Below are 22,277 nucleotides of genomic sequence, written 5' to 3' on the forward strand. Positions count from 1 at the left end.
CCTCTTCTACTTCTGTGTCACTGGGTCGGTGGTCGTCACGCTGCGCACGAGATCGACGAACAACTGGTGGAACCGTGAGTCGCCGCCCACCTCCGGGTGGAACGACGTCGCCATCAGCGGGCCCTGCCGGACCGCGACGATCCTACCCACGGCACCCGGGACCTCGACCCGGCCGAGCACCTCGACGCCGGGCCCGACCTGCTCGACCCAGGGCGCCCGGATGAAGATCGCGTGCACCGGCCCGTCGATCCCGTCGATGGTCAGGTCGTCCTCGAAGGAGTCGACCTGGCGACCGAAGACGTTGCGGCGCACGGTGATGTCGAGGCCGCCGAGCGTCTCCTGGTCAGAGGTGCCGCCCTCGATCCGGTCGGCCAGCATGATCATCCCGGCGCAGGTGCCGAACGTCGGCATGCCGCGCTTGATCCGGTCGCGCAGCGGCTCGAAGAGCTCGAACGTGCGGGCCAGCTTGGCCATCGTGGTCGACTCGCCACCGGGGATCACCAGCCCGTCGCAGGCGTCGAGCTCCGAGGGACGGCGTACGGCGATGGTGTCGACGCCGAGCGACGCCAGCACGCGCAGGTGCTCACGCACGTCGCCCTGGAGGGCGAACACGCCGATCGTCGGTGGCTTCACCCCGGCAGTCTAGGAGCGCGACTCGTAGCCCTTCTGCACGGCATCCAGGCGCGCGCGCCACGGGTCGTCGGTGACCGCGACCGGCCCGTCGACGGTGAGCTCGAGGAACGTGCCGTCGGCGGCGGTGGGCCACGCGGGCGCCCCGTCGTGGCTCGGGTCGCTCCCGGTCGCGAACGACACCCAGTAGTCACTGATCGTGTCGGCCAGCGCCGGGCTCTCGTCGAACGAGAACCGCTGGCCCTCGGTCGCGTCGAAGACGTACGGGATCTCGGAGGCGTGGAACGCGCCGCCCAGGGCGTCCACGATCGCGGGCGCGGCGATCGAGAAGCGATAGAGGTACGTCGGCGCCCGCTCGGCGTGGGCGGTGGCCAGGAAGCGGGCGGGCTCGGTGAAGATCACGTCGGAGAAGAAGTGCAGGCCGAACTCCTCCTCGCCCCCGTAGGCCGCGACCGCCTCGTCGTAGCCGTCGGCGGCGATCTCGCGCCGCAGCGCGTCGGGGTCCTGGCCGGAGGTGACCAGCGCGGTGTCGGGGATCTCGAGGTCGGTCGTCCCCACGAGGTAGGGCACGTCGGCCTCGTCGCCGGCGGCGAACACCTCGGAGACCGGGGCCGGGAGGACCCCGCCGTCGACGATCGGGACCTCGCCCCGCAGCAGGTTGAGCCCGGTGTCCATGACCTCGGCGGCGTCGAGGGCGCGCAGGTCGGCGGCGTCGGCGTTCTTGGCCCCCCACCCGGCCGCGACCTTCTCGCCGGTTGCGCGCGCGTCGTCGAGCGACTGCGAGCGCTCGCGCCCGAGGCCCGACTGCGAGATGGCTCGGGCGTAGAGGCCATCGGTTCGCGGCGACGCCATCAGGGCGTTGACCGACGCGCCGCCGGCGGACTCCCCGAAGATCGTCACGTTGTCGGGGTCTCCCCCGAAGTCGGCGACGTTGTCGCGCACCCACTCCAGCGCGGCGACCTGGTCGAGCAGCCCGAAGTTGGCGACGTCGCCCTCGAGCGCGGGGTGGGCGAAGAAGCCCAGCCGCCCGAGCCGGTAGTTGATCGTCACCAGGACGACGCCGCGCTGGACGAGGTCCGGTGAGTTGTAGGTCGGCTGGCTGCCGGCGCCGTGCAGGAACGAGCCGCCGTGGATCCACACCATGACCGGGAGGTCCTCGACGTCACCGAGCGGCCGGTGCACGTTGAGGAACAGGCAGTCCTCGTCGGTGTCCTCGGTGATCTTGATCAGCGACTCCCCGAGCGCGGACTCTGGCCCCTGCAGGCACGCGTCGCCGAAGCGGGTCGCGTCGCGCTCGCCCTCCCAGGGCTCGGGCGGCTGCGGCTCGGCCCACCGCAGGTCGCCGACGGGCGGGGCGGCGTACGGGATGCCGCCCCAGGACAAGATCCCGTCGTGGGTGGTGCCGTGCAGGACCCCGTCTGCGATCTCGACGACCATCGGGCTGGACTCCCGGACCGGCTCGTCCTCGGTGCACGCGGTGGCTCCCAGTGCGAGCAGCAACGCCCCAACGAGGAGGTGGGGTCGTCGGCAGCGCACGCAGGGAGGCTAGCGCGCCTCGCTCAGGCGTTGTACGGCGTCCAGTCGCCGCCGCCACGGGTCGACGGCCACGGCGACCGGACCGTCGACGGTGAGGCCGAGCAGTGCTCCCCCGTCGGGCGTCGGCCACTCAGGAGCACCGTCGTGGTTGGGGTCGCCGGTGGTCGCGAAGGCCACCAGGTAGTCGCCGATCGTCTCGGCCCGCGCGTCGGAGGTCGTGCCGAACGCGTAGGCGATGTCGCTGGAGTGCACGGCGCCGCCCACGGACTCGAGGGTCGCCGGCGAGGCGATCGAGAAGCGGTAGAGGTAGGTCGGTGCCCGCTCGGCGTGAGCGGCGGCCAGGAAACGTGCGGGCTCGGTGAAGACCGCGTCGGAGAAGAAGTGCTTCTCGTAGGCCTCGGCGCTGCCGTAGGCCGCCACCAGCGCCCGCTCGGCCGCGCCGGCGAGGTCCGCCCGCAGCTGTGCGGGTTCGGAGCCGCGACCCTCGAGGACGGAGTCAGGGAACTCGAGGTCTGTGGTGCCGACCAGGTAGGGCACCTCGGCCTCGTCGCCGGCGGCGAAGACGGCGGCAACCGAGGCCGGGAGCACCCCGCCGTCGACCAGCGGGACGTCTCCGGTGAAGACGTTGAGCGGGGCCTCCATCACGGTCTCGGCGTCGAGGCCGCGCAGGTCGGCAAGGGTCGCGCCGCGAAGCCCGGAGGCCCTGCGCGCCGCGGCCAGGGTCTGCGACGGCTCACGACCGAGCCCGGACTGGGAGATCGCCCGATGGAAGAGCCCCTCCGCGCGCGGCGACGCCATCAGCGCGTTGACCGACATCCCGCCGGCCGAGCTCCCGAAGAGCGTGACGTTGTCGGGGTCTCCCCCGAACTCCGCGATGTTGTCGCGCACCCACTCCAGCGCCGCGACCTGGTCGAGCAGCCCGAAGTTGGCCACGTCCCCCCTCAGCGCGGGGTGCGCGAAGAAGCCGAGCCGACCGAGCCGGTAGTTGAGGGTCACCAGCACCACGCCGCGGCGGACCAGCGGCGGCGCGTTGGAGAGGTCGTCGCCGCCGGTGCCGATCATGAACCCGCCGCCGTGCAGGTAGACCATCACCGGCAGGTCCTCGGAGTCGTCCTGGGGCCGGTTGACGTTGAGGAACAGGCAGTCCTCGCTGGCGTCCTTCACCGTCGTCGGCACCGGTCCGAGGGCTGAGTAGGTGCTCTGGAGACAGGCGCTGCCGTACGCCGTGGCGTCGCGCTCGCCGTCCCACGGCTCGGCCGGCTGCGGCTCGGCCCACCGCAGGTCGCCGACCGGCGCGGCGGCGTACGGGATGCCCCGGAAGGAGCGGATGCCGTCGTGGGCGAGGCCGCGCAGAGTGCCTGCGGACGTCTCGACGACCGGGGTCGCGCCGGGCTCCGGGTCATCGGTACAGGCCGCCGCGAGCGGCAGCAGCAACAGCAGCGCCAGCGCCCCCACCCCTCGTCGCTGCACGCTGCGGAGGTTACTCGATCACGTGAGCGTAAAGGTGATGGTTTCGGTGCCGACATTCAGGTATGCATCGGTTGCCCGGATGGTCAACGAGTAGACGCCGGCAGAGGTGTAGGCAAGGGCGGCCGTGCCGCCGACGCGCCACGCGGGGGCGGTCCCTGTCACGGCGCGCCATGTCGTGGTGCAGTTCTGGGTCGACCAGCCGCTGCCGTTCCAGCAGGTGACCGTCCCAGCGATGGTGCGCTCGAATCGGTACTCCCTCGGCGTGACCGTCGAGCTGTCGGAAATGGTTCCGCAAGCCGGCGTGGAGGCGCACGGGGTGACGAGACCCGAGATCTGCGCATTCCGAGGGGACGTGCTCCCATCCACAGGTTGCGTGAACGTCACGTCCGGCGGGTCGATCTCCCCGCATGTAGCGGCGGCGTTGTTTCCGTTGGTCCGGAACTTCCATTTTGTCGTGGCCGCCGACTTCCACGCGGATGCGCCTGTGGGCCAACCCACTGCTGTCAGTGTCACGATCTGATTGTTGTTGGCGCCGCCAGTGGTGTAGCTGATCGTGACGCTGGTGGTGCTGCCCCCGGTGCTGACAGACGAGGTGGAGGTGATGCCGGACGCGACGATGTCGTAGGAGAGCAGCGGCAGTGGCGCGACGTTCGCCGGCCAGGAGTATCGAACGGTCCGGCTGGAGCCGCTGCCGCCGAGCGTGCATGTCTGGTTGTACGCCGGCGCCGGGACCGTGTAGCCGGTCGTGGTGGCGCCGGTGACGTCGACCGAGTCGTTCCAGGCAGCGAGGGTGCCCACCGCCTGGGGTGGGTGCGCGACCAGCGGCAACGCCACCAGCACGGCACCGAGGGTGAGCGTCCCGGTGCGCGCCGCCGTGTCGGCACGGCGGCGGCCCGAGGGCGGCGTGGCCGACGGCCGGCGGAAGATCGCCAGGAGCACCAACCCGACGAGCAGGCCACCCAGGAAGACTCCCCCGGGACCGGAGAGCCAGGAGGCGACGTACCCGGCGCGCGGGACCGCGAAGAGCAGGCGCTCGGCCTCGGTCACGGCGTACTGCTCGGGATCGGGGTCGTCGTTGGCGTCGCCCTTGAGCACGAGCAGGACGCCGGAGTCGGTCTGGTCGAGCTCGACGATGCGGTGCGTGACGCGCACTCCGCCGCTGGTGAACACCGTCACGATGTCACCGGCTCGCAGGTCCGCGGCGGGCACCGTCTGGGCGATGCCCAGGTCGCCGGTGTGCACCGCGGGGGCCATCGAGCCGGAGCGGAAGATCAGCGGCGTGATCCCGAAGACCAGCGCAGTCGCAGCCATCAGCATGCTCATCACGCCGACCATCGCCCCGACGTTGAGGAGCACCTCGCGCGTCCGGTGGGCCCCGGTCGATCCCTCGCTCATGTCAGGTCAGAGGTCGCGAGGAAGGTAATGACGGCGGTGGTCGTCAGGCCCTGGAGCCCGGTGGGCGCGCCCGCCGAGAACGTGACCTGGAAACACAGCGCGTCGGTGCCCACCGTCGCGGCCACCGGCCCGCGTGGGGACGGTCCTGATGTGAACAGGCTGGTTGTCGTGGTGGTGGTCAAGGGCGCGTTGAAGATCACGGAGCCGTTGATGCAGGTGGTTCCGGACTTGGTGCCCCCGGCGCGGATGGTCAGGGTGAGGTGGGGCGCCATGGCGGCGGCGTCGCCGCCGGCGACTCCCCCGGTGAGGGAGTACTTCAGCGGTACGTCGCCGACGTTCTGGACCGTCAGGACCTCCGCCGAGGTGGCGCCCGGGACGGCCGTGGCCATCGCGAGGGTGGTCGACGCGTAGGGGTCACCCCCGGTGACCGACAGGTCGAGGGTCCCGCCGGTGAAGCTGGCGCCGGTGACGGTGACGCTGTCGGTCCAGAAGGCCATGGTGCCCATGCCGAGGGGCAGCACGAACACACCCAGGGACAGGGCTGCGCGCAGTCGCACCGACGACGCGACTCGCCGCAACGTCCCGATCCGCCGGGTGGCCTCCTCGGCCCGGTGGCTCCCGCTGGCCATCAGGCGGCCCTCGGGGCGGGCAGCTCGGTGAGGCGCAGGTTCAACGAGAACGTGAGCGACCGGGCCATCGCGGCAGCGGCGGCCGGCCCCAGCAGGCGGAACTGGACCGTGACCGGTACGACGTCACCGGGGTTCAGCACCAGCCGGCCGACGCCTGTGGACTGGGCGAAGGCGATCGGCCTCCAACGCCCGTCGATCGCGATGGCCAGGCGCAGGTGGCCGCAGCACAGCCAGCGGGACCCGTCGGTCACGTCGACCACGATGCCGAGCCGGGCCTTCTGGCCGCTCTGGTTGCGGGCATAGAAGGTCCGGCTCGAGCTGTCGCCCGGGACCCACCGCACGCTCTCGCGGAACAACGGACGGGTCAGGTTCGGCGTCCAGACCTCGCCGCTGCGGCTGACCACCAGCGGGGGCCAGCTCTTGGCGGCGGAGGCGGGCGCTGCCGTGAGGACCGTGAGGGCGCAGAGCAACCCGGCAAGGATGCTCGCCGGCCACCTGGTCATGACATCACGTCCACCGAGGCGGGTACGGATTCGGGCTGGGACTGGGGCTGGGGCTCGGCCTCGGGCCGGGCCCGCCGGTCGCGCCGCGCCCCGCGGAACATCGCCAGCGCGTAGCCGAGCAGGGACACCCCGACGAGGAGCGTGAGCGCCTCGCGCTGCTGGCCGGTGACGAACGACGTCAGGTAGCCGACGTACGGGATGGTGTACCACTGCTCGCCCTGGACCTGGACCGGCAGCACCCAGTTCTGGTCAACCGCTTCGTTGGCGTCTCCCTGGGTCTGCCAGCGAACCTCGCCTGTGCCGTCGAACCCCACCGCGACCACGCGGTGGGTGACGACCGTGGGATCCCCGGACTTGATCTGGTAGGTGATCACGTCACCCGCAGCGATGGCCTCAGGGTCGACCGGCCGAACGACGATGAGCGTGCCCGGAGGCATGCCCGGCTTCATCGACCCGGTCTCGATGACGTACGGGGTCGCGCCGGCGACGCGCGGAATGATGAGGGCCGCGAGGAGGATGACGACCATCGAGATCATCACCACCCAGGCGAGCACGAGCCCCGCCCACCGCAGAGGTGCCGGCAGAGTCATTTTCGAGGTCGCGGACATCGACACACCTCCTAGGACTAGGTCGGCAGCGTCAGGCCGCGTCGTGCGTCTGCGTCGCGGTGAGAGTCATCGCCTCGAGGACCGCGGCAACGTCTTGCGTGGTCGTCGACGTGACGCTGCTCGGCAGCGAAACGCTGACGGTCGCCAGGACGTCATAGGTGCCCGGAGCGGTGATCGGTGCGTAGGCGGCGCCCGCGACCGTGAAGGTCGCGGTCTTCGTGAGCTCGGTGTCCAACGTGTGGCCCGCGTCGGTGGTGATGGTCGGCGTCTCGAGCCCGAGCGTCGCGCCGACGTGGTCGCCCTCGATGACAAGCGTCATCTTGCAGACCTTGTTGATCGTGTCGCCGGGGACCACCTTGGAGGTGCCGATCGTGAACGCGGAGCCGCCGTCGTACTGCCAGTTGTGCGTTTCGGCATCGGTGACGACGTTGCACACAGGTGCACTGAGGGTGAGCTTGCCGGAGTTGATCGAGCCGCCGTCGACGTCCGCCGTCCCGGTCCAGTACGCCAGGGTGCCGGCGCCGCCGAGCAGCAGCGAGCCTCCAGCGACCGCTGCGAGTGCGCCCTTGGTTGCTTTGTTCATGTCAGCTCCTGCGTGGGGAGAGGCCATCCAGACAGGCCTGCTAGACACGAACGCTGACAGAGAAATCACCCCACACGCGTGACCCACAGCAACTGTTACTCCAAGTTGCCTCAGCGCGAATCACTTGTGTCCGAGAAGAGTTGAGTCCTTTACTCGATTGTGGACCAACAGAGCAGAATGTCTAGACCAGTCACCAGCCGCGCTCGGCGAGCCGGTGCGGCTGTGGGATGTCCTCGACGTTGATGCCGACCATGGCCTCGCCCAGGCCACGCGAGACCTTGGCGACGACGTCGGGGTCGTCGTAGAAGGTGGTGGCCTTGACGATCGCCTCGGCGCGCTCGGCGGGGTTGCCGGACTTGAAGATGCCGGAGCCGACGAAGACGCCCTCGGCGCCGAGCTGCATCATCATCGCGGCGTCGGCGGGGGTGGCGATGCCGCCGGCGGTGAACATCACCACGGGCAGCTTGCCTGCCCCGGCGACCTCCTTGACCAGGTCGTAGGGCGCCTGGAGCTCCTTGGCGGCGACGTAGAGCTCGTCGTCGGCCATCGAGGACAGCCGGCGCAGCTCACCACCGATGGTGCGCATGTGCATGACCGCGTTGGAGACGTCGCCAGTGCCGGCCTCGCCCTTGGAGCGGATCATCGCCGCGCCCTCGGTGATCCGGCGCAGCGCCTCGCCGAGGTTGGTGGCACCGCACACGAACGGCACGGTGAACTTCCACTTGTCGATGTGGTGGGCGTAGTCGGCCGGGGTCAGCACCTCGGACTCGTCGATGTAGTCGACGCCCAGGCTCTGGAGGATCTGCGCCTCGGCGAAGTGACCGATCCGGGCCTTGGCCATCACGGGGATCGAGACCGACGCGATGATCGAGTCGATCATGTCGGGGTCGCTCATCCGGCTGACGCCGCCCTGCGCCCGGATGTCGGCGGGCACCCGCTCGAGCGCCATTACCGCGACGGCTCCGGCGTCCTCGGCGATCTTGGCCTGCTCGGCAGTGACGACGTCCATGATCACGCCGCCCTTGAGCATCTCTGCCATGCCGCGCTTGACGCGCGTCGTACCGGTGCCGGAGCCGCTTTCGGGGGTGCTGTCAACCATCCCCCCATCGTACGGCGGTCAGGTCGCGGGAGGTGCCTCGGGATGGGCCATCGCGTCCTCGGCCAAGGCCTGGCGCCGTACCTTCAGGATCCGGAAGACCACCGTGTAGGTGTTGGCGGCGGCGAGCGCCCACAGGGTGACGTACATGAGCACCGGCAGGTCGAAGATCGCGCTGAGCCCGGTCATCACCAGGATCGCGACGAGACGGTCGGCGCGCTCGGCGATGCCCCCCTTGGCGTCCATGCCGAGCGACTCCGCGCGGGCCCGGGCATACGACGTCACCGAGCCCAGGACCAGGCAGTAGAGCGTCACGCAGACGTAGAGGTAGTAGTCGCCGGGGCCGGCGAAGTAGAGCACCAGGCCGCCGAAGACCGCGCCGTCACCGAGGCGGTCGAGCGTGGAGTCCCAGAACGCGCCGAACTTGGACGTCCGTCCGGTCTTGCGCGCCATCTGGCCGTCGATCAGGTCGCTGAACACGAACGCCGTGATCACGAGCACGCCGATGAGCAGCTCGCCCTGCGGTAAGAAGACCAGCGCGCCGGCGGCCACTCCGAGCGTGCCGACCAGCGTCACGGTGTCGGGGCTGATCCCGAGCCTGATGAAGAGGTTGACGAACGGCGCGAGCACCACGCCACCCCAGAACGCCTTGAACCTGTCCAGCATGGGGGGAGGCTACAGTCACGAGCAGGGGCCACTCAGGCAACCCACCATCGAGAGATACCCGCATGAGCGACAAGTCGCCGCGACAGGGCATGACCAAGAAGACCGGGAAGTCCATCAAGGAGAAGCGCGCCGAGAAGCGCGACAAGTCCGGCGCCTCCGGCTCTGGTTCGATGGAGAGCCTCACCGAGAAGAAGAAGCGCTGAGCACCGACTCGCCCTCCTCCGCGCTCCTCAGCCTGGGAGTGGTGGCCACCTCCGCCAAGGAGAACGAGCACCGGCTCCCCCTCCACCCCGAGCACCTGGCCGGCCTCGACGCCGACCTGCGCGCGCGGATCAGCCTCGAGCAGGGGTACGGCGAGCGGTTCGGCTACTCCGACGCCGACCTCGAGCCTGTCGTCGCAGGGCTGCTGCCCCGGGCCGAGCTGATCGCGAGCTCCGACGTCGTGCTGCTGCCCAAGCCGCAGCTCGCCGACGTCGAGGCGCTCTCACCTGGCCAGACGCTGTGGGGCTGGCCGCACTGCGTCCAGGACACCCCGCTCACGCAGGCCGCGATCGACCGTCGGCTGACGCTGATCGCGTTCGAGACGATGAACCACTGGACCAGCGACGACTCCGTCGGGCTCCACGTGTTCCACAAGAACAACGAGCTGGCCGGCTACTGCTCGGTGATCCATGCGATGCAGCTCGCCGGGATCACCGGCGACTACGGCAGGCGTCTCAGCGCGATCGTGATCGGCTTCGGCGCCACGGCCCGCGGCGCGGTCACCGCGCTCAACGCCCACGGCGTCCACGACATCGCGGTGCTCACCGGCCGGGGCGTCACTGCCGTCGCCTCCCCGATCCACTCGGCGCTGATCCGGCACCTCGACCCGGACGCCGACTCGTCGGGTGCGCTGAGCGTCATCACCGAGCGGGGGCGCGAGCCGCTGCCGGCGTACCTCGCGGAGAACGACATCGTCGTCAACTGCACGCTCCAGGACACCGCGGCGCCGGTGACCTACCTGCGCAACGACGACCTCGGCGGCTTCCGCAGGGGCAGCCTGATCGTCGACGTCTCGTGCGACGAGGGCATGGGCTTCGAGTGGGCACGGCCGACCGGTTTCGACGACCCGGCGTTCGAGGTCGGCGACCACGTCCTCTACTACGCCGTCGACCACAGCCCGTCCTACCTCTGGGGCTCCGCGACCTGGGACAACAGCTCGGCCACCATCCCGTTCCTGCGGACGATGCTCGAGGGCGGCGGCTCGTGGGACGCCGACGAGACGATCCGGCGGGCGATCGAGATCCGTGAGGGTGTCGTCGTCAACCCGGCGATCCTGGCCTTCCAGGGGCGCGACGCGGACTACCCGCACCCGGTGACCTAGACGCGGTCCCAGGCCTCGGCCAGCAGGGTGCGCGTGTCGGTGAGCAGCTCGGGCAACACCTTGGTGCGCCCGATGATCGGCATGAAGTTTTGGTCGCCGGCCCAGCGGGGTACGACGTGCTGGTGCAGGTGAGCAGCGATCCCGGCACCCGCGATCGCGCCCTGGTTCATGCCGATGTTGAAGCCGCCGGCGCCCGACACGGAGCGGATCACCCGCATCGCCTGGCGGGTGAGCGCGGCGATCTCGACGACCTCCTCGTCGGTGGTGTCGGAGTAGTCGGCGACGTGGCGGTAGGGGCAGACCATGAGGTGCCCGGGCGCGTAGGGGTAGAGGTTGAGCACGACGTAGGCCAGGGCGCCACGGCGTACGACGAGACCGTCGGCGTCGGCGAGGTGCGGGACGCGGCAGAAGGGGCACTCGCCGCTGGTGGCGTCGGCGGGCTTGTTCTCGCCGCGGATGTAGGCCATCCGGTGCGGGGTCCACAGCCGGTCGAGCTGATCGGCCTCGCCGATGCCGTCCTGACGGAGCTCCTCGTCCACGGGTGAAGAGTAGTGGTCAGTACTGGTGGAACCACGAGCCGAGGTCGAGGTGGACGTCGGCGCAGGTGATGTTCTGGTCGCGCCCGGCCTCCACCCACTGGCCGAGCACGCCGGCCCCGCCCTGGATCACCCAGTCGGCGCCGCAGCGCGACTCGGCCTCGGCACGCGAGGTCTGCCCGGCGGCGCGCCACTCGGGCACGCCCAGCTCGAAGCCACCGACGACGCCGTCCCACAGCGCGGGCGTGGAGTAGACGCCGATCGCGTAGCCCGCGTCGACGTAGCCGCGGGCCAGCCCGTCGACGACCGCCGAGTTGGCCACCGGGTCGGCGCTCCACTCGAAGTCGGGCACCGGCTCGACGTCGATCCACACGATCGGGGTCGCCAACCCGGCGTTGCGCATCGAGGCGACGTTGAAGAGCGCCTGCTGGTAGCCGGTGTTCTGCAGTGCGCCCAGGCGACTGCTGCCGTCGTACGGGCCGGTGGCGCCGTGCTGCGCGACGGTCGTGTCGTCGGGGTAGCTCGCCACGGCGTACGCCGCCGCCATCAGGCGCCGTTCGCGGACCCACGCGGTCTGCTCGGCCAGGCAGGGATTGGGGTAGAAGCCGGGGCCGTTGGTCAGACCGATCACCACGAACCGCGCCTCGGGGATGGGCATCGGCGCACCCAGCGTGCGCTTCTCCGGGATGCCCAGGCCGCGCGGGCACTGCGGCCAGCTGATGTCGGCGCCCAGCACCGGCGCCGCTGCGCGCGGGATGGCGTCCTCCGGCTGGTCGGGCACCTGGGAGGCGGCCCGCTCGGCCAGGTCCGCGAGCTCGTCGCGCGCGGTCGGGGACGGGAGGGCGGTGTCGGCCGGCTGGGTCGGGGCGGCTCCCTGGGAGGAGGGCTCCGGCGGCGTCGCGTCGGGTGAGTCCGTGCCGGACGCGCCGCCGCAGCCCGCGAGCAGGATCAGCGGGAGCGCGTACGCCGCGACGGCTCGGCGCACGTCAGTCCGCGAGCCTCGGCGGGAAGCCGCCGGTCGCGACCGGCGACCAGCGCGCGGGCGTGATCCGGAGCAGGGACTTGCCCTGGTCGCGCATCGCCTGGCGGTACTCGTCCCAGTCGGGGTGCTCCCCTGCGATGCTGCGGTAGTAGTCGACCAGCGGCTCGACGGAGTCGGGCGGGTCGATCACCTCGCAGGGTCCCTCCACCTGCACCCAGGCGCCGTTGAAGTCGTCGGAGAGCACCAGCACCGTGGCCTCACCCTGCCGCCGCGCGTTGGCCGTCTTGGCCCGCTCGGGGTAGGTCGAGATCACGATCCGCCCCTCGTCGTCCACCCCGCCGGTGACCGGCGACGACTGCGGGTGCTGGTCCTCGCGGGTCGTGATCAGCACCATCTTGTGCCGCGGCCGCACGAACTCCAGCAGTCCCTCGAGCTCGACCTGGGTGTTGGTTGCGATCGTCCGTGCCATGCCCCCACCTCACCACACGAGTGGTGGCGCGGCCGGAAAGTCAGACCTGTTCGCGGGTGGCGACGGCGGCGGCGACGCGCTCGATCGCCTCGTCGATGGGTACGCCGTTGTCCTGGCGGCCGTCGCGGTAGCGGAAGGAGACCGCGCCGGCGGCGAGGTCGTCGTCGCCGGCGATCACCATGAACGGGACCTTCTGGAGCTGGGCGTTGCGGATCTTCTTCTGCATCCGGTCGTCGCTGTCGTCGACCTCGACCCGCAGCCCGGCCGCCTTCATCCGCCGCGCCACGTCGTACAGGTAGTCGGCGTGCCGCTCCGCGATCGGGATGCCCTGCACCTGGACCGGCGCGAGCCACGGCGGGAAGGCACCGGCGTAGTGCTCGACGAGCACGCCGAAGAAGCGCTCCAGGGAGCCGAACTTCGCGGAGTGGATCATCACCGGCTGCTGGCGCGAGCCGTCGGCGGCGGTGAAGTGGAGGTCGAAGCCCTTGGGCTGGTTGAAGTCGTACTGGATGGTCGACATCTGCCAGGTGCGGCCGATCGCGTCGCGGCACTGGACCGAGATCTTGGGGCCGTAGTACGCCGCCCCGCCCGGGTCGGGCACGAGCTCGAGCCCGCTGTCGACGGCGGCCTGCTCGAGCACCGAGGTCGCGATCGCCCAGTCCTCGTCGGAGCCGACGAACTTGTCGGGCTTGGATTCGTCGCGGGTCGACAGCTCGAGGTAGTAGTCGTCGAGCCCGAAGTCCTTGAGCAGCCCGAGCACGAAGTCGAGCAGGTGGGTGATCTCTCCCGGCGCCTGCTCGGGGGTGACGTAGGAGTGCGAGTCGTCCTGGGTCATGCCGCGCACGCGGGTCAGGCCGTGCACGACGCCTGACTTCTCGTAGCGGTAGACCGAGCCGAACTCGAAGAGCCGCAGCGGCAGCTCGCGGTAGGAACGCCCGCGCGACCTGAAGATCAGGTTGTGCATGGGGCAGTTCATTGCCTTCAGGTAGTAGTTGGCGCCTTCGAACTCCATCGGCGGGAACATACCGTCGGCGTAGTAGGGCAGGTGCCCGGAGAGGTGGAACAGCCCCTCCTTCGAGATGTGCGGGGTGCCGACGTACTCGAAGCCCTCCTCGATGTGGCGCTGGCGGACGTAGTCCTCCAGCACCCGCTTGATGACACCGCCCTTGGGGTGGAAGACCGCCAGGCCGGAGCCGATCTCGTCGGGGAAGCTGAACAGGTCGAGCTCGCGCCCGAGCCGGCGGTGGTCGCGGCGCTCGGCCTCCTCGATCCGGTGGAGGTGGCCCTCGAGCTCCTCCTTGCTCGGCCACGCGGTGCCGTAGATGCGCTGGAGCTGCTTGTTTTTCTCGTCTCCGCGCCAGTACGCCGCCGCCGACCGCATCAGCTTGAAGGCGGGGATCCGCTTGGTGGTCGGCAGGTGCGGGCCGCGGCACAGGTCGCTCCAGGCGACGTCGCCGTTGCGTCGTACGTTGTCGTAGATGGTGAGCTCGCCGGCGCCGACCTCGACGCTCGCGCCCTCAGCGGCATCGTCGGAGTTGCCGGAGCCCTTCAGGCCGATCAGCTCGATCTTGTAGGGCTCGTCCTGCAGCTCGTCGATCGCGTCGGCGTCGGTGGTGACGCGGCGCGAGAAGCGCTGCCCCTCCTTGATGATCTTGCGCATCCGCGTCTCGATCTTCTCGAGGTCCGCAGGGTTGAACGGGGTCGCGACGTCGAAGTCGTAGTAGAAGCCGTTCTCGATCGGCGGGCCGATGCCGAGCTTGGCGTCCGGGAACAGCTCCTGCACGGCCTGCGCCATCACGTGGGCGGCCGAGTGGCGCAGGATGTCGAGCCCGTCCTGGCTGCCGATGGCCACACCGGCGACCTCGTCGCCGTCCTGGAGCTCGTAGGACAGGTCCTTGAGGTCCGCGCCCACCCGGGCGGCGATCACCTCGGTGTCATCGGCGAACAGCTCCCACGCCTTGGTGCTGGTCGTGGCGGTCCGGTCCTCACGCTGACCAGCGTGGATGCGGACGACCTTGATCTCGGGCACGGGGAGCTCCTCGGTGACTGATGACGACGTGGCGTCGGCTCAGGACGAGCCGACACCCGATCGTAACGACGACGCCGGGTGCACCGCGCGTGAGTATCCGCTCGCCCGCTCAGTCCTTGTCGAGGAAGACCTTGCCGATGCGGCCGATCGGCGAGGCGCAGGCGGCGCCCCAGGTCGGCACCACACCGGCGTTGCAGGCGCGGAACCCGACCTCGTAGCCCTTGGGCGCACCGTTGACCTTGAGGTAGCAGTCGTCCTCGCACTCGAGCCCGTTGATCCGGAACACGCCGCCGCGGCCGGTGAAGTCGCTGCCCTCGATCTGGCTGAGGTCGTTGGCACTGCGCGCCGTGACCCGTACGTCTCGCACGGGGTTACCGGTCTCGCTGTTGACGAGCACACCCCGGATGAACGCGGGGTTGGCCAGGATCTTGCCGATCGTCGCGTGCGGGCCGTAGGTCACGGCGTACGCCGGGGTCGGCTGGACGTAGCCGCCGCCGACATAGACGCCCTGGTAGGTGCCGGCGAGCACCTGCACGTAGTACTCGTCGTCGGGCGTCGCCCCCGCGTCGAGCGAGAACTTGCCGTCGCTGTCGGTCACGTCGGTGTCGACCACGGTGCCCGGGCCGGAGCCGGTCACGGTCCGCAGCCGCACCGTCGCGCCTTGTACGGCGGGATGGCTGCCGGTGGCGTCGACGAGCCGCCCGGTGATCGGGTCGGCGGCGACCGCGGCCGGCGGGCCGGCGACCACCGCGAGGGTCAGCAGCGCCAGGCAGGCAGTGACGAGGAGAGCGAGGGCACGAGGCATGGCACACCACCGGGGGACGAGATGCGGATGATCGCCTCAGGTTAGGCCCATCGGGCACGAAAAAGGCCCGTAAGCATGGTCGGTCCCATCCGCAACAATGCGATGAGTCCCGATCCGCGTGACCGCCGCAAGCGAAAGAAGTCGCCGCCGAAGATGCCTGCGGTCCGGACTGGTCCTTCCCCGGACGACCCCCACGAGGTCGTCTACTTCCGAAGCCATCGCGACGACGACGATGACACCGCCGCGCCAGGTCGCGAGGTTCTGAACTCTTGGCCAACGAAAGTCCGCGCAACGATGCGCGCGGTCTTGGTCGCGGTCGCTGCTGCACCACCGAAGCGCTTCGCCGGGGGCAACCCGCGTTCGCTGGCCTGAGACCTACACGGGCTGCTTCGCCTTGCTCGTGCGGAGTGAGTCAAGGTGGCGTGCGAGTCCCTGTGGGTCTGCCGTGCGTCCGTCCAGGAGCGGTGCCGTGACCTGCGCGCGCTCCCCCGCTGCCATCGGCTCGAGCGTGATGCGAAGTCCCAACGCCGTGGCAACTTCGGCGAGGGTGCCCAGCGTCGGGTTGGACTTGTCCGAAGCGAACAGTCGCCTGATGGTCGCCGGCTCGACCTGAATCGCCCGCGCAAGCTCGGCCTTCGTGAGCGCGGCGGCCTGACGAGCTTCGTCCAGGGCGTTGACGATGGAGTCGATCGTCGCGATGCGCATCGACTCGACGACGTACTCGCGCAGGAACTCAGGGTCCTCCAGGTCGCGAGCAAGGTCGTCCCAGAACGCGTTACGCCTTGTCAACGTCATCAACTCCTCGCAAGGAGCGTATCATAAATGTTACGAAAGGGTGGGCGATACTGGGTTCGAACCACTGACCTCTTCGGTGCAAACGGCAGAGCCGCGCTACCACCCATCGAGCGCAGGTTCCGGGAAAATCTGTGGGCGATACTGGGTTCGAACCAGTGACCTCTTCGGTGTGAACGAAGCGCGCTACCACTGCGCCAATCGCCCTTCAACTGCGGTCGCAGACTCTAACGCATGCTCCGGGGCCGGCCACATCCGCGGTCCGGGTGAAAGTGCCAGGCAACCAAACTGCCCGCAACCGCGTCAGACCTTGTCGAGACCCCCGTCTCGTCGTCAACAGCAGGATCTCGGACAAGGACCGTCATGACGCACCAGCCCCTCTCCCCCGCGGTGAGCCAGGACATCACCCTGAAGTGCCTGGACGACCGCGGGATCGACATCGCCTTCATCGCCTCGTTCGGCTACGACCCCGGCGACCCGTACGCCGTGTGGCTGACCTTCCACATCCCCGGCGGCGACGTGAGCTGGGCGGTGGCCCGCTCCCTGCTGCTCCGCGGCCTGACCGAGCCGGCCGGCGACGGCGACATCCGGCTGCGGCCGGTGATCGACGAGGACGGTCACGCCTGCGTCATCTTCGACTTTCACTCCCCCACGGGACGCCTGACTACCCAGGCCCGCACCGCGGAGCTGCACACGTTCCTCGCGCGCACCTGGGTCGCCGTACCTGCTGGTGACGAGTCCGAGCGGCTCGACCTCGATGCCCTCGTGGGTGCCTTGCTGGGCGGTTCAGAAGCCGAGTAGCTCCGGCTCCCGGCTCCGCCACGTCTCCAGGGCGTCCTTGCTGACCGGCCCCGGCGCCGGCAGCTCCAGCGCGTCCCACGCGTGCACGCCCTGCACGTCGCGTGTCGTCGAGGCCAGGAACACCTCGCTCGCCCCCGCCACGACCTCGATCGGCTCGTCGACCTCCCGGCCGCCGTACCACTCCAGGATCAGCGCCCGCGTCACCCCGGCCAGGCAGCCACTCGCCAGCGTGGGAGTCCGCAGCTCGCCGTCGACGACGTAGAAGGCGTTGGAGCCGGTGCCCTCGCACAGGTGGCCGGCCAGGTTGGCGAACACCGCCTCGCTCGCCCCGCGCTTCTTCGCCTCGGCCAGCGCGATCACGTTCTCGGCGTACGACGTGGTCTTGAGGCCGGCCGTCGCCCCGCGCTCGTTGCGCGGCCACGGCACCGTCGCCACCGACGTCGTCTCCGGCATCGGGTCCATCGGCGCTGCGACCACCACCAGCGTCGGCGGGTGGTCGCCCCGCCCGGACCCCAGCGGCGACGGCCCGGCCGTGTAGGTGATCCGTACCCGCCCGAGCGGCAGGTCCTGTCCCTCGACCACGGCCCGCACCCCACGCCGTACGGCGTCCAGGTCGACGTCGGGCAGCCCCAGCCCGGCGGCGGACCGCTCGAGCCGTGCCAGGTGGCGGTCCAGGGCGAACGGCAGCCCCCCGACGACCTTGATCGCCTCGAACACCCCGTCCCCCACGGTGAACCCGTGGTCGACCACCGAGATGGCCGCCCCCGTCGGGTCGGACAAGAGATCCCCATCGATCCAGGCGCGCATGGCCGCCACTCTAGGGCGCACCCCAGGGCTCCCGGCGAGCCGGTTTTGGACCGCCCGAACCCATCGGGTACGGTTCTCACGCACATCAGGTCGAGCCCCGGCGAGACCAGATGAGTGTGCGGACATAGCTCAGTTGGTAGAGCGCAACCTTGCCAAGGTTGAGGTCGCGAGTTCGAGTCTCGTTGTCCGCTCGGAGAGGTCGTTGGAAGGCCTGGCCGTCACGGTGGGTTGGCCGAGAGGCGAGGCAACGGACTGCAAATCCGTGTACACGGGTTCAAATCCCGTACCCACCTCCACACAACAACTCCACAGAGGGCGATTGGCGCAGTGGTAGCGCGCTTCCCTGACACGGAAGAGGTCACTGGTTCAAACCCAGTATCGCCCACCAGATTCAGCAGGAGCGGCCGCCCTGTGCGTCAGAGTTGAGTGAGACACCTCCGCTGAGTTCGTTCCCTTGCACGGGGTGAGAAGCGAGACGAGCACGATGACGACGGCCGATGTGGCTGGCAGCAGTAGCGATGATGGGGTCATGGGACCCAGGGCTAATCGACCGAAACGGCGTAGCTTCTCCGCGGAGTACAAGGCGCAGATTCTCGCCGAGTACGAGGCAGCTGATCGTGGTGTGCGCGGGAGCATCCTGCGTCGCGAAGGCCTGTACTCCTCGCACATCATCGAGTGGCGCAGGGCCGCCCAGGCGGGTGCCGCCGCCGGGCTCGCCCCGGCGGCCCGGGACCGGCGTGAGCGTGAACGCGACCGGGAGGTCGCCCAGCTGCGGGCGCGCGCGGAGAAGGCTGAGGCTGAGCTCGCCAAGCACAAGGCGGCGCTGGACCTGATGGGAAAAGCACACGCGCTCTTGGAGACGCTCTCCGAGAGTGCGGACCTGGCCGGCCCGGTGGCCAAGGTGGACGAGAGGCGGTCGAAGCGGTGATCGTGCCGCTGGTCGCCGAGCTCGCCGCGTTGATGAGCATCGCGACAGCGTGTGCGTTGCTGGGTCGCTCGCGGGCCAGTCACTACCGCGCCGAGGCCGAAGCTCTGCGGCGTGCGGGGTTGCCGTTCGGGCCCGAACCCGCACCCGTGCGTGGACCGCGGCCGACGCCGCCGAACGCGCTCACCGACGCTGAACGCCAGCGGGTGCTGGAGGTGTTGACCGAGCCGCGGTTCGCGGACAAGGCCGTCGCACAGGCCTGGGCGGTCCTGCTCGACGAGGGGATCTACCTGTGCTCGATGTCCACCATGCACAGGGTTCTGCGCGCCAACCACCTCGCCGGCGAACGACGCCGCCAGGCGACGCACCCACCCCGGAAGAAGCCCGAACTCCTCGCCACGAAACCAGGGCAGGTTTGGTCGTGGGACATCACGAAACTGAGGTCGCCGGTGCGGGGGGTCTACTACGACCTCTACGTCGTGATCGACATCTACTCCCGCTACATCGTGGCCTGGACCGTCGCGGCCCGTGAGGACTCCGAGATCGCCAAGACGATGCTCGAAGAAGCCATGGGGGTGCACGGCATCCCTGATGCGATCCACGCCGATCGAGGGACCTCGATGACCTCCAAACCCGTCGCGCAGCTGCTGCTGGACCTCGGCGTCTATCGGTCCCACTCACGACCCCACGTGTCGAACGACAACCCCTACTCCGAGGCCGCGTTCAAGACGCTGAAGTACGCCCCGGTCTTCCCGACCAACTTCGGGTCGCTGCAGGACGCCAGGTCGTTCTGCGAGACCTTCTTCACCTACTACATCCACGAACACCGTCATTCCGGGATCGGGCTGCACACCCCGGCATCGGTCCACCACGGCACCGCGATCCAGGTCCGCGCCCAACGCCAGGTGACCCTCGATGCGGCCTACGCCGCGAACCCCGAGAGGTTCACCCGCAGCCGGCCCGAGGCGCCGAAACTACCGACCGCGGCGTGGGTCAACGACCCCTCGAGGGAGGCCCTCATACAGACCGCCTGAACTTGACTGTCTCACCAGCCTTGACATCTTCCGCCGTCGCGGTCGCTCCTGTTCTTCACTTCAGGCCGATTTGTGGAAGTACCTTCGGAGGCGCTCGCGCAACGGCGTGTCACAGACGTAGACGTAGGTGCCGAGCATCCCGCGAGTGAGCAGCACGACGTAGATGTTCTGGACCAGACGAAGAATGTCGTCCTCGGTGAAGGTGATCCCTCGACGCGGCATGTTGTTCGCCGCCGTCGGGTCGAAGTAGTTCGCCCGGTCGAAACGGAGCTTGCCGCTGCCTGGGTCGTAGCGGAGGTCGGGCCCGATGATGACGCCCGCGTATACGCATCGGGCCCGATCTACGTCACCGGCTCTGACCCATACGACCTCGACAGCGACGGCGTGGCCTGCGAGAGCAGAGCCGTTCAGTCCAGGTGGTCGCGTGCGGCGAAAGTGACGGCGGCACGTCCGTGTGGATGTCGGCGCGGCGTTGGACGATGGCGTGGTGGATGCGGTCGAACGCCTGCTTGCCAAAGCCTTGAGGCCCGATAGAGACTTGACACAAAGTGCTTGACATGCGAACGTATGTTCGTTTATCATGAGTGATGACCGCCACTCTCGGGCACGACGACCAGCACTCGGCTGGTCCTGACGAGCCTGCGGTCACCCCTTCCGAGCTGATCGCGCGCGTCCGTGATGCCCGCGCGGCAGCGGACCGGGCGGAGGCCGACCTGCTCGAGCTCGCGGTCGCCTGGGCACATGCCCACCCAGCGAATCCCTGGGATGACAACTGGCACGCGCCGAAGGCCGACGGGGACGACGACGGCAGCCCGCGGGTCGAGCACTTCGAAGATCCGGAGCAGCTGGAGTGGTTCGGCATCCCCGAGGTCGCATGGGAGGCACCGGCAGCGTTCGCGGCCGCCAACGCGATGACGACGGCCGCGGGCAAGGCTTTCTTGCGTGACGCCCTGGTCCTGCGGCACCGACTCCCCCGGATCTACGCCCGGCTTGTGCGGGGCCAGGTCCAGGTCTGGCGGGCTCGCCGGATCGCCCAGGCCGTGCTCGGCAAGCCCGCCGACGTTGCTGCCTACGTCGACACCGAACTCGCCTCGGTGGCCCACCAGGTCGGAGCGGTCACGCTCGACCGGGTGCTCGACGACGCCATGACCCGGCTCTACCCCGAGCAACGTGAGATCGAGCAGCTCGAAGAGCTCGACAAGCGCCACGCCACCCTTGACGAGCGCTCCCTCAACCACACCGGCATCGGCGAGATGACGTTGCGCGCAGAGTGGGCCGACCTCAAGGACTTCGACAAGGCCCTCTCACTGGTGGCGGCCGCGCTCAAGCGCGACGGCTGCCCCGAGTCCCTCGACGTACGGCGTGCCGTGGCCATCGGGATCCTCGCCGACCCCGCCCGCGCCCTGGCGCTGATCAACGACGACGAGCCGCCGGCGCCGACCAAGGAGGTGGTGGCCTACGTCCACCTCGGCGAGGAGGCCGTCCGCGGCCTCGACCCGACGGCCCGCGACGAGTCCGGCCGCACCTTGCTCGAGCAGACCGTGCGGCTCTGGTGCGGACGCACCGACCGCCACGTGACGGTCCGGCCGGTGATCGATCTCAACGAGAGCCACCCGGGCTCGGAGGGCTACACGCCATCGGAGTCCCTGCGCGAGCGCGTGCAGCTGCGCAACCCGACGTGCGTGTTCCCGCATTGCGCCCGACCCTCGCGGGGCTGCGACCTCGACCACCTCATCCCCTGGCCCATCGGCCTGACCACCGAGGGCAACCTCGCGCCCCTGTGTCGACATCACCATCGCCTGAAGACCCATACCCACTGGCGCTACGAGTCCCTCGCGCCGGGAGTGTTCCTGTGGCGCGACCCCCACGACCAACGGTTCCTCACGACCCCGACCGGCGCAACCGACCTGGGTCAGCGGCCTCGACTGGACTCGGCGCTGCGATCACACTGTGGCTGAGACCTTCTCGTCGGCTTTCAGGAGGACCCATGGGTTCCGGTTTCCACGACGGCAGCCGCTTGCTGCAGGACCAGTTCGACACGCGGGCCCTGGCCGACCGGATCGACGGGCTTCTCGTCGGCGACAGCATCAGCGAGGGTGACCGCGCGTTCATCGAGGATCGCGACATGTTCTTCCTGGCGACGGCCGACTCTGAGGGGCGACCGACCTGCTCGTACAAGGGCGGTGAGGCGGGCTTCGTGCGGGTGCTGGATCCGCAGACCGTGGTCTTTCCCAACTATGACGGAAACGGGATGTACCTCTCGACCGGCAACGTCTTGTCGAACCCCCACGTCGGGATGCTGTTCATCGACTTCGAGCAGGGCCACCGGATGCGGCTGGAGGGTACGGCGACCATCGACCTCAACGACCCGTTACGAGCCGACTACCCGGAGGCGCAGTTCGTCGTGCGGGTCCGCACGCGCTCGGTCTACCCCAACTGTCCGCGCTACATCCACCGCTACGAGCTCGTGCAGCGGTCGCGGTTCGTGCCGAGCAGCGACCGCGTGACGCCGGTCCCGGACTGGAAGCGTTCCGACTGGGCGGTCGATGCGCTGCCCGCGAACGACCCGGCCCGCGACCCCGGCGAACGCGACGTACTCGGGCGCTGACTTAAGCCCC

The 22,277-nt window shown here is 69.6% G+C and carries 24 protein-coding genes and 4 tRNA genes; 9 read left to right on the plus strand and 19 right to left on the minus strand.

Going from position 1 to position 22,277, the window contains the following annotated elements:
* Positions 1-6 precede the first annotated feature (6 nt).
* From pdxT to pgsA, 10 genes are all read right to left on the minus strand, one after another.
* Positions 7-633: a pyridoxal 5'-phosphate synthase glutaminase subunit PdxT gene (gene pdxT, locus BLR90_RS14650; protein ID WP_218029392.1), complete on the minus strand. Its 627-nt coding sequence runs from the start codon at positions 631-633 to the stop codon at positions 7-9.
* 9 nt (positions 634-642) lie between these two features.
* Complete coding sequence (locus BLR90_RS14655; protein ID WP_143016226.1) at positions 643-2,166, minus strand: carboxylesterase/lipase family protein; 1,524 nt, start codon at positions 2,164-2,166, stop codon at positions 643-645.
* Positions 2,167-2,175: 9 nt separating this feature from the next.
* On the minus strand, positions 2,176-3,636 hold the full coding sequence (locus BLR90_RS14660) for a carboxylesterase/lipase family protein (protein ID WP_091025980.1): 1,461 nt from the start codon (positions 3,634-3,636) through the stop codon (positions 2,176-2,178).
* An 18-nt stretch (positions 3,637-3,654) separates the two neighbouring features.
* Positions 3,655-5,031: a signal peptidase I gene (locus tag BLR90_RS14665; RefSeq protein ID WP_091025981.1), complete on the minus strand. Its 1,377-nt coding sequence runs from the start codon at positions 5,029-5,031 to the stop codon at positions 3,655-3,657.
* A complete protein-coding gene (locus BLR90_RS14670; protein ID WP_091025982.1) occupies positions 5,028-5,660 on the minus strand; it encodes a SipW-dependent-type signal peptide-containing protein in 633 nt (210 codons plus the stop codon). The genes BLR90_RS14665 and BLR90_RS14670 overlap by 4 nt, the downstream gene beginning before the upstream one ends.
* Entirely contained in the window at positions 5,660-6,163 is a 504-nt protein-coding gene (locus BLR90_RS14675) for a hypothetical protein (RefSeq protein WP_143016227.1), read from the minus strand. The genes BLR90_RS14670 and BLR90_RS14675 overlap by 1 nt, the downstream gene beginning before the upstream one ends.
* On the minus strand, positions 6,160-6,771 hold the full coding sequence (locus tag BLR90_RS14680; protein ID WP_091025984.1) for a signal peptidase I: 612 nt from the start codon (positions 6,769-6,771) through the stop codon (positions 6,160-6,162). Before BLR90_RS14680 ends, BLR90_RS14675 begins: the two co-directional genes overlap by 4 nt.
* 31 nt (positions 6,772-6,802) lie before the next feature.
* Positions 6,803-7,354: an alternate-type signal peptide domain-containing protein gene (locus BLR90_RS14685; RefSeq protein WP_170254290.1), complete on the minus strand. Its 552-nt coding sequence runs from the start codon at positions 7,352-7,354 to the stop codon at positions 6,803-6,805.
* Positions 7,355-7,544: 190 nt separating this feature from the next.
* Positions 7,545-8,453, minus strand: coding sequence for a pyridoxal 5'-phosphate synthase lyase subunit PdxS (gene pdxS, locus BLR90_RS14690; protein WP_091025986.1), 909 nt, complete (start codon positions 8,451-8,453; stop codon positions 7,545-7,547).
* A gap of 18 nt (positions 8,454-8,471) precedes the next feature.
* Positions 8,472-9,116 (minus strand): phosphatidylinositol phosphate synthase, encoded by a 645-nt coding sequence (gene pgsA, locus BLR90_RS14695; protein ID WP_091025987.1) that lies wholly within the window; start codon positions 9,114-9,116, stop codon positions 8,472-8,474.
* A gap of 62 nt (positions 9,117-9,178) precedes the next feature.
* Between pgsA and BLR90_RS21510 the strand changes: the two genes are divergently transcribed.
* Together BLR90_RS21510 and BLR90_RS14705 are read left to right on the plus strand one after the other, a co-directional pair.
* Positions 9,179-9,319 (plus strand): hypothetical protein, encoded by a 141-nt coding sequence (locus BLR90_RS21510; protein WP_091026166.1) that lies wholly within the window; start codon positions 9,179-9,181, stop codon positions 9,317-9,319.
* Between the two features lie 41 nt (positions 9,320-9,360).
* Positions 9,361-10,479: a N(5)-(carboxyethyl)ornithine synthase gene (locus BLR90_RS14705; protein WP_245715329.1), complete on the plus strand. Its 1,119-nt coding sequence runs from the start codon at positions 9,361-9,363 to the stop codon at positions 10,477-10,479.
* Here BLR90_RS14705 and BLR90_RS14710 read toward each other — a convergent pair.
* The 7 genes from BLR90_RS14710 to BLR90_RS14740 all read right to left on the minus strand — a co-directional run bounded on the left by BLR90_RS14710 (position 10,476) and on the right by BLR90_RS14740 (position 16,299).
* A complete protein-coding gene (locus BLR90_RS14710) occupies positions 10,476-11,018 on the minus strand; it encodes an HIT family protein (RefSeq protein ID WP_245715330.1) in 543 nt (180 codons plus the stop codon). The genes BLR90_RS14705 and BLR90_RS14710 overlap by 4 nt on opposite strands.
* A gap of 16 nt (positions 11,019-11,034) precedes the next feature.
* A complete protein-coding gene (locus BLR90_RS14715; RefSeq protein WP_091025988.1) occupies positions 11,035-12,000 on the minus strand; it encodes a hypothetical protein in 966 nt (321 codons plus the stop codon).
* A 1-nt stretch (position 12,001) separates the two neighbouring features.
* Positions 12,002-12,466 (minus strand): PPOX class F420-dependent oxidoreductase, encoded by a 465-nt coding sequence (locus BLR90_RS14720; protein ID WP_091025989.1) that lies wholly within the window; start codon positions 12,464-12,466, stop codon positions 12,002-12,004.
* Positions 12,467-12,506: 40 nt separating this feature from the next.
* On the minus strand, positions 12,507-14,495 hold the full coding sequence (thrS, locus tag BLR90_RS14725) for a threonine--tRNA ligase (protein WP_091025990.1): 1,989 nt from the start codon (positions 14,493-14,495) through the stop codon (positions 12,507-12,509).
* 109 nt (positions 14,496-14,604) lie between these two features.
* The gene (locus BLR90_RS14730; protein WP_091025991.1) at positions 14,605-15,300 is read right to left on the minus strand and encodes a carboxypeptidase-like regulatory domain-containing protein; all 696 of its coding nucleotides are present in this window, start codon (positions 15,298-15,300) and stop codon (positions 14,605-14,607) included.
* Positions 15,301-15,675: 375 nt separating this feature from the next.
* Positions 15,676-16,095: a helix-turn-helix domain-containing transcriptional regulator gene (locus tag BLR90_RS14735; protein WP_170254291.1), complete on the minus strand. Its 420-nt coding sequence runs from the start codon at positions 16,093-16,095 to the stop codon at positions 15,676-15,678.
* A 132-nt stretch (positions 16,096-16,227) separates the two neighbouring features.
* Positions 16,228-16,299, minus strand: a tRNA-Val gene (locus BLR90_RS14740).
* 156 nt (positions 16,300-16,455) lie between these two features.
* Between BLR90_RS14740 and BLR90_RS14745 the strand changes: the two genes are divergently transcribed.
* The gene (locus BLR90_RS14745) at positions 16,456-16,893 is read left to right on the plus strand and encodes an SsgA family sporulation/cell division regulator (protein WP_091025992.1); all 438 of its coding nucleotides are present in this window, start codon (positions 16,456-16,458) and stop codon (positions 16,891-16,893) included.
* On the opposite strand, the gene BLR90_RS14750 is transcribed toward BLR90_RS14745, so the two are convergent.
* On the minus strand, positions 16,879-17,700 hold the full coding sequence (locus BLR90_RS14750; protein ID WP_091025993.1) for an aminotransferase class IV: 822 nt from the start codon (positions 17,698-17,700) through the stop codon (positions 16,879-16,881). The genes BLR90_RS14745 and BLR90_RS14750 overlap by 15 nt on opposite strands.
* Before the next feature lie 118 nt (positions 17,701-17,818).
* On the opposite strand from BLR90_RS14750, the gene BLR90_RS14755 reads away from it, so the two are divergent.
* From BLR90_RS14755 to BLR90_RS14775, 4 genes are all read left to right on the plus strand, one after another.
* Positions 17,819-17,891: transfer RNA gene (locus tag BLR90_RS14755), tRNA-Gly, on the plus strand.
* A 31-nt stretch (positions 17,892-17,922) separates the two neighbouring features.
* Positions 17,923-17,996, plus strand: a tRNA-Cys gene (locus tag BLR90_RS14760).
* Positions 17,997-18,013: 17 nt separating this feature from the next.
* Positions 18,014-18,088: transfer RNA gene (locus BLR90_RS14765), tRNA-Val, on the plus strand.
* 96 nt (positions 18,089-18,184) lie between these two features.
* Positions 18,185-19,659 (plus strand): IS3 family transposase gene (locus tag BLR90_RS14775; protein WP_371863156.1). Its coding sequence is split into 2 segments (ribosomal slippage): positions 18,185-18,536 and positions 18,536-19,659, totalling 1,476 coding nucleotides; the frame shifts between segments, so codons are not numbered across the junction.
* 60 nt (positions 19,660-19,719) lie between these two features.
* Here the strand turns inward: BLR90_RS14775 and BLR90_RS14780 are convergent.
* The gene (locus BLR90_RS14780; RefSeq protein WP_091025994.1) at positions 19,720-20,241 is read right to left on the minus strand and encodes a DNA/RNA helicase domain-containing protein; all 522 of its coding nucleotides are present in this window, start codon (positions 20,239-20,241) and stop codon (positions 19,720-19,722) included.
* 5 nt (positions 20,242-20,246) lie between these two features.
* On the opposite strand from BLR90_RS14780, the gene BLR90_RS14785 reads away from it, so the two are divergent.
* Together BLR90_RS14785 and BLR90_RS14790 are read left to right on the plus strand one after the other, a co-directional pair.
* Positions 20,247-21,617, plus strand: a complete 1,371-nt coding sequence (locus BLR90_RS14785) for an HNH endonuclease signature motif containing protein (RefSeq protein ID WP_091025995.1) — start codon at positions 20,247-20,249, stop codon at positions 21,615-21,617.
* Between the two features lie 29 nt (positions 21,618-21,646).
* Positions 21,647-22,267: a pyridoxamine 5'-phosphate oxidase family protein gene (locus tag BLR90_RS14790; protein ID WP_091025996.1), complete on the plus strand. Its 621-nt coding sequence runs from the start codon at positions 21,647-21,649 to the stop codon at positions 22,265-22,267.
* The last annotated feature ends 10 nt before the right edge of the window (positions 22,268-22,277 follow it).

Origin of the sequence: Nocardioides szechwanensis (assembly GCF_900103935.1) — a bacterium.
In the GTDB taxonomy this organism is placed as follows: Bacteria; Actinomycetota; Actinomycetes; order Propionibacteriales; family Nocardioidaceae; genus Nocardioides; species Nocardioides szechwanensis.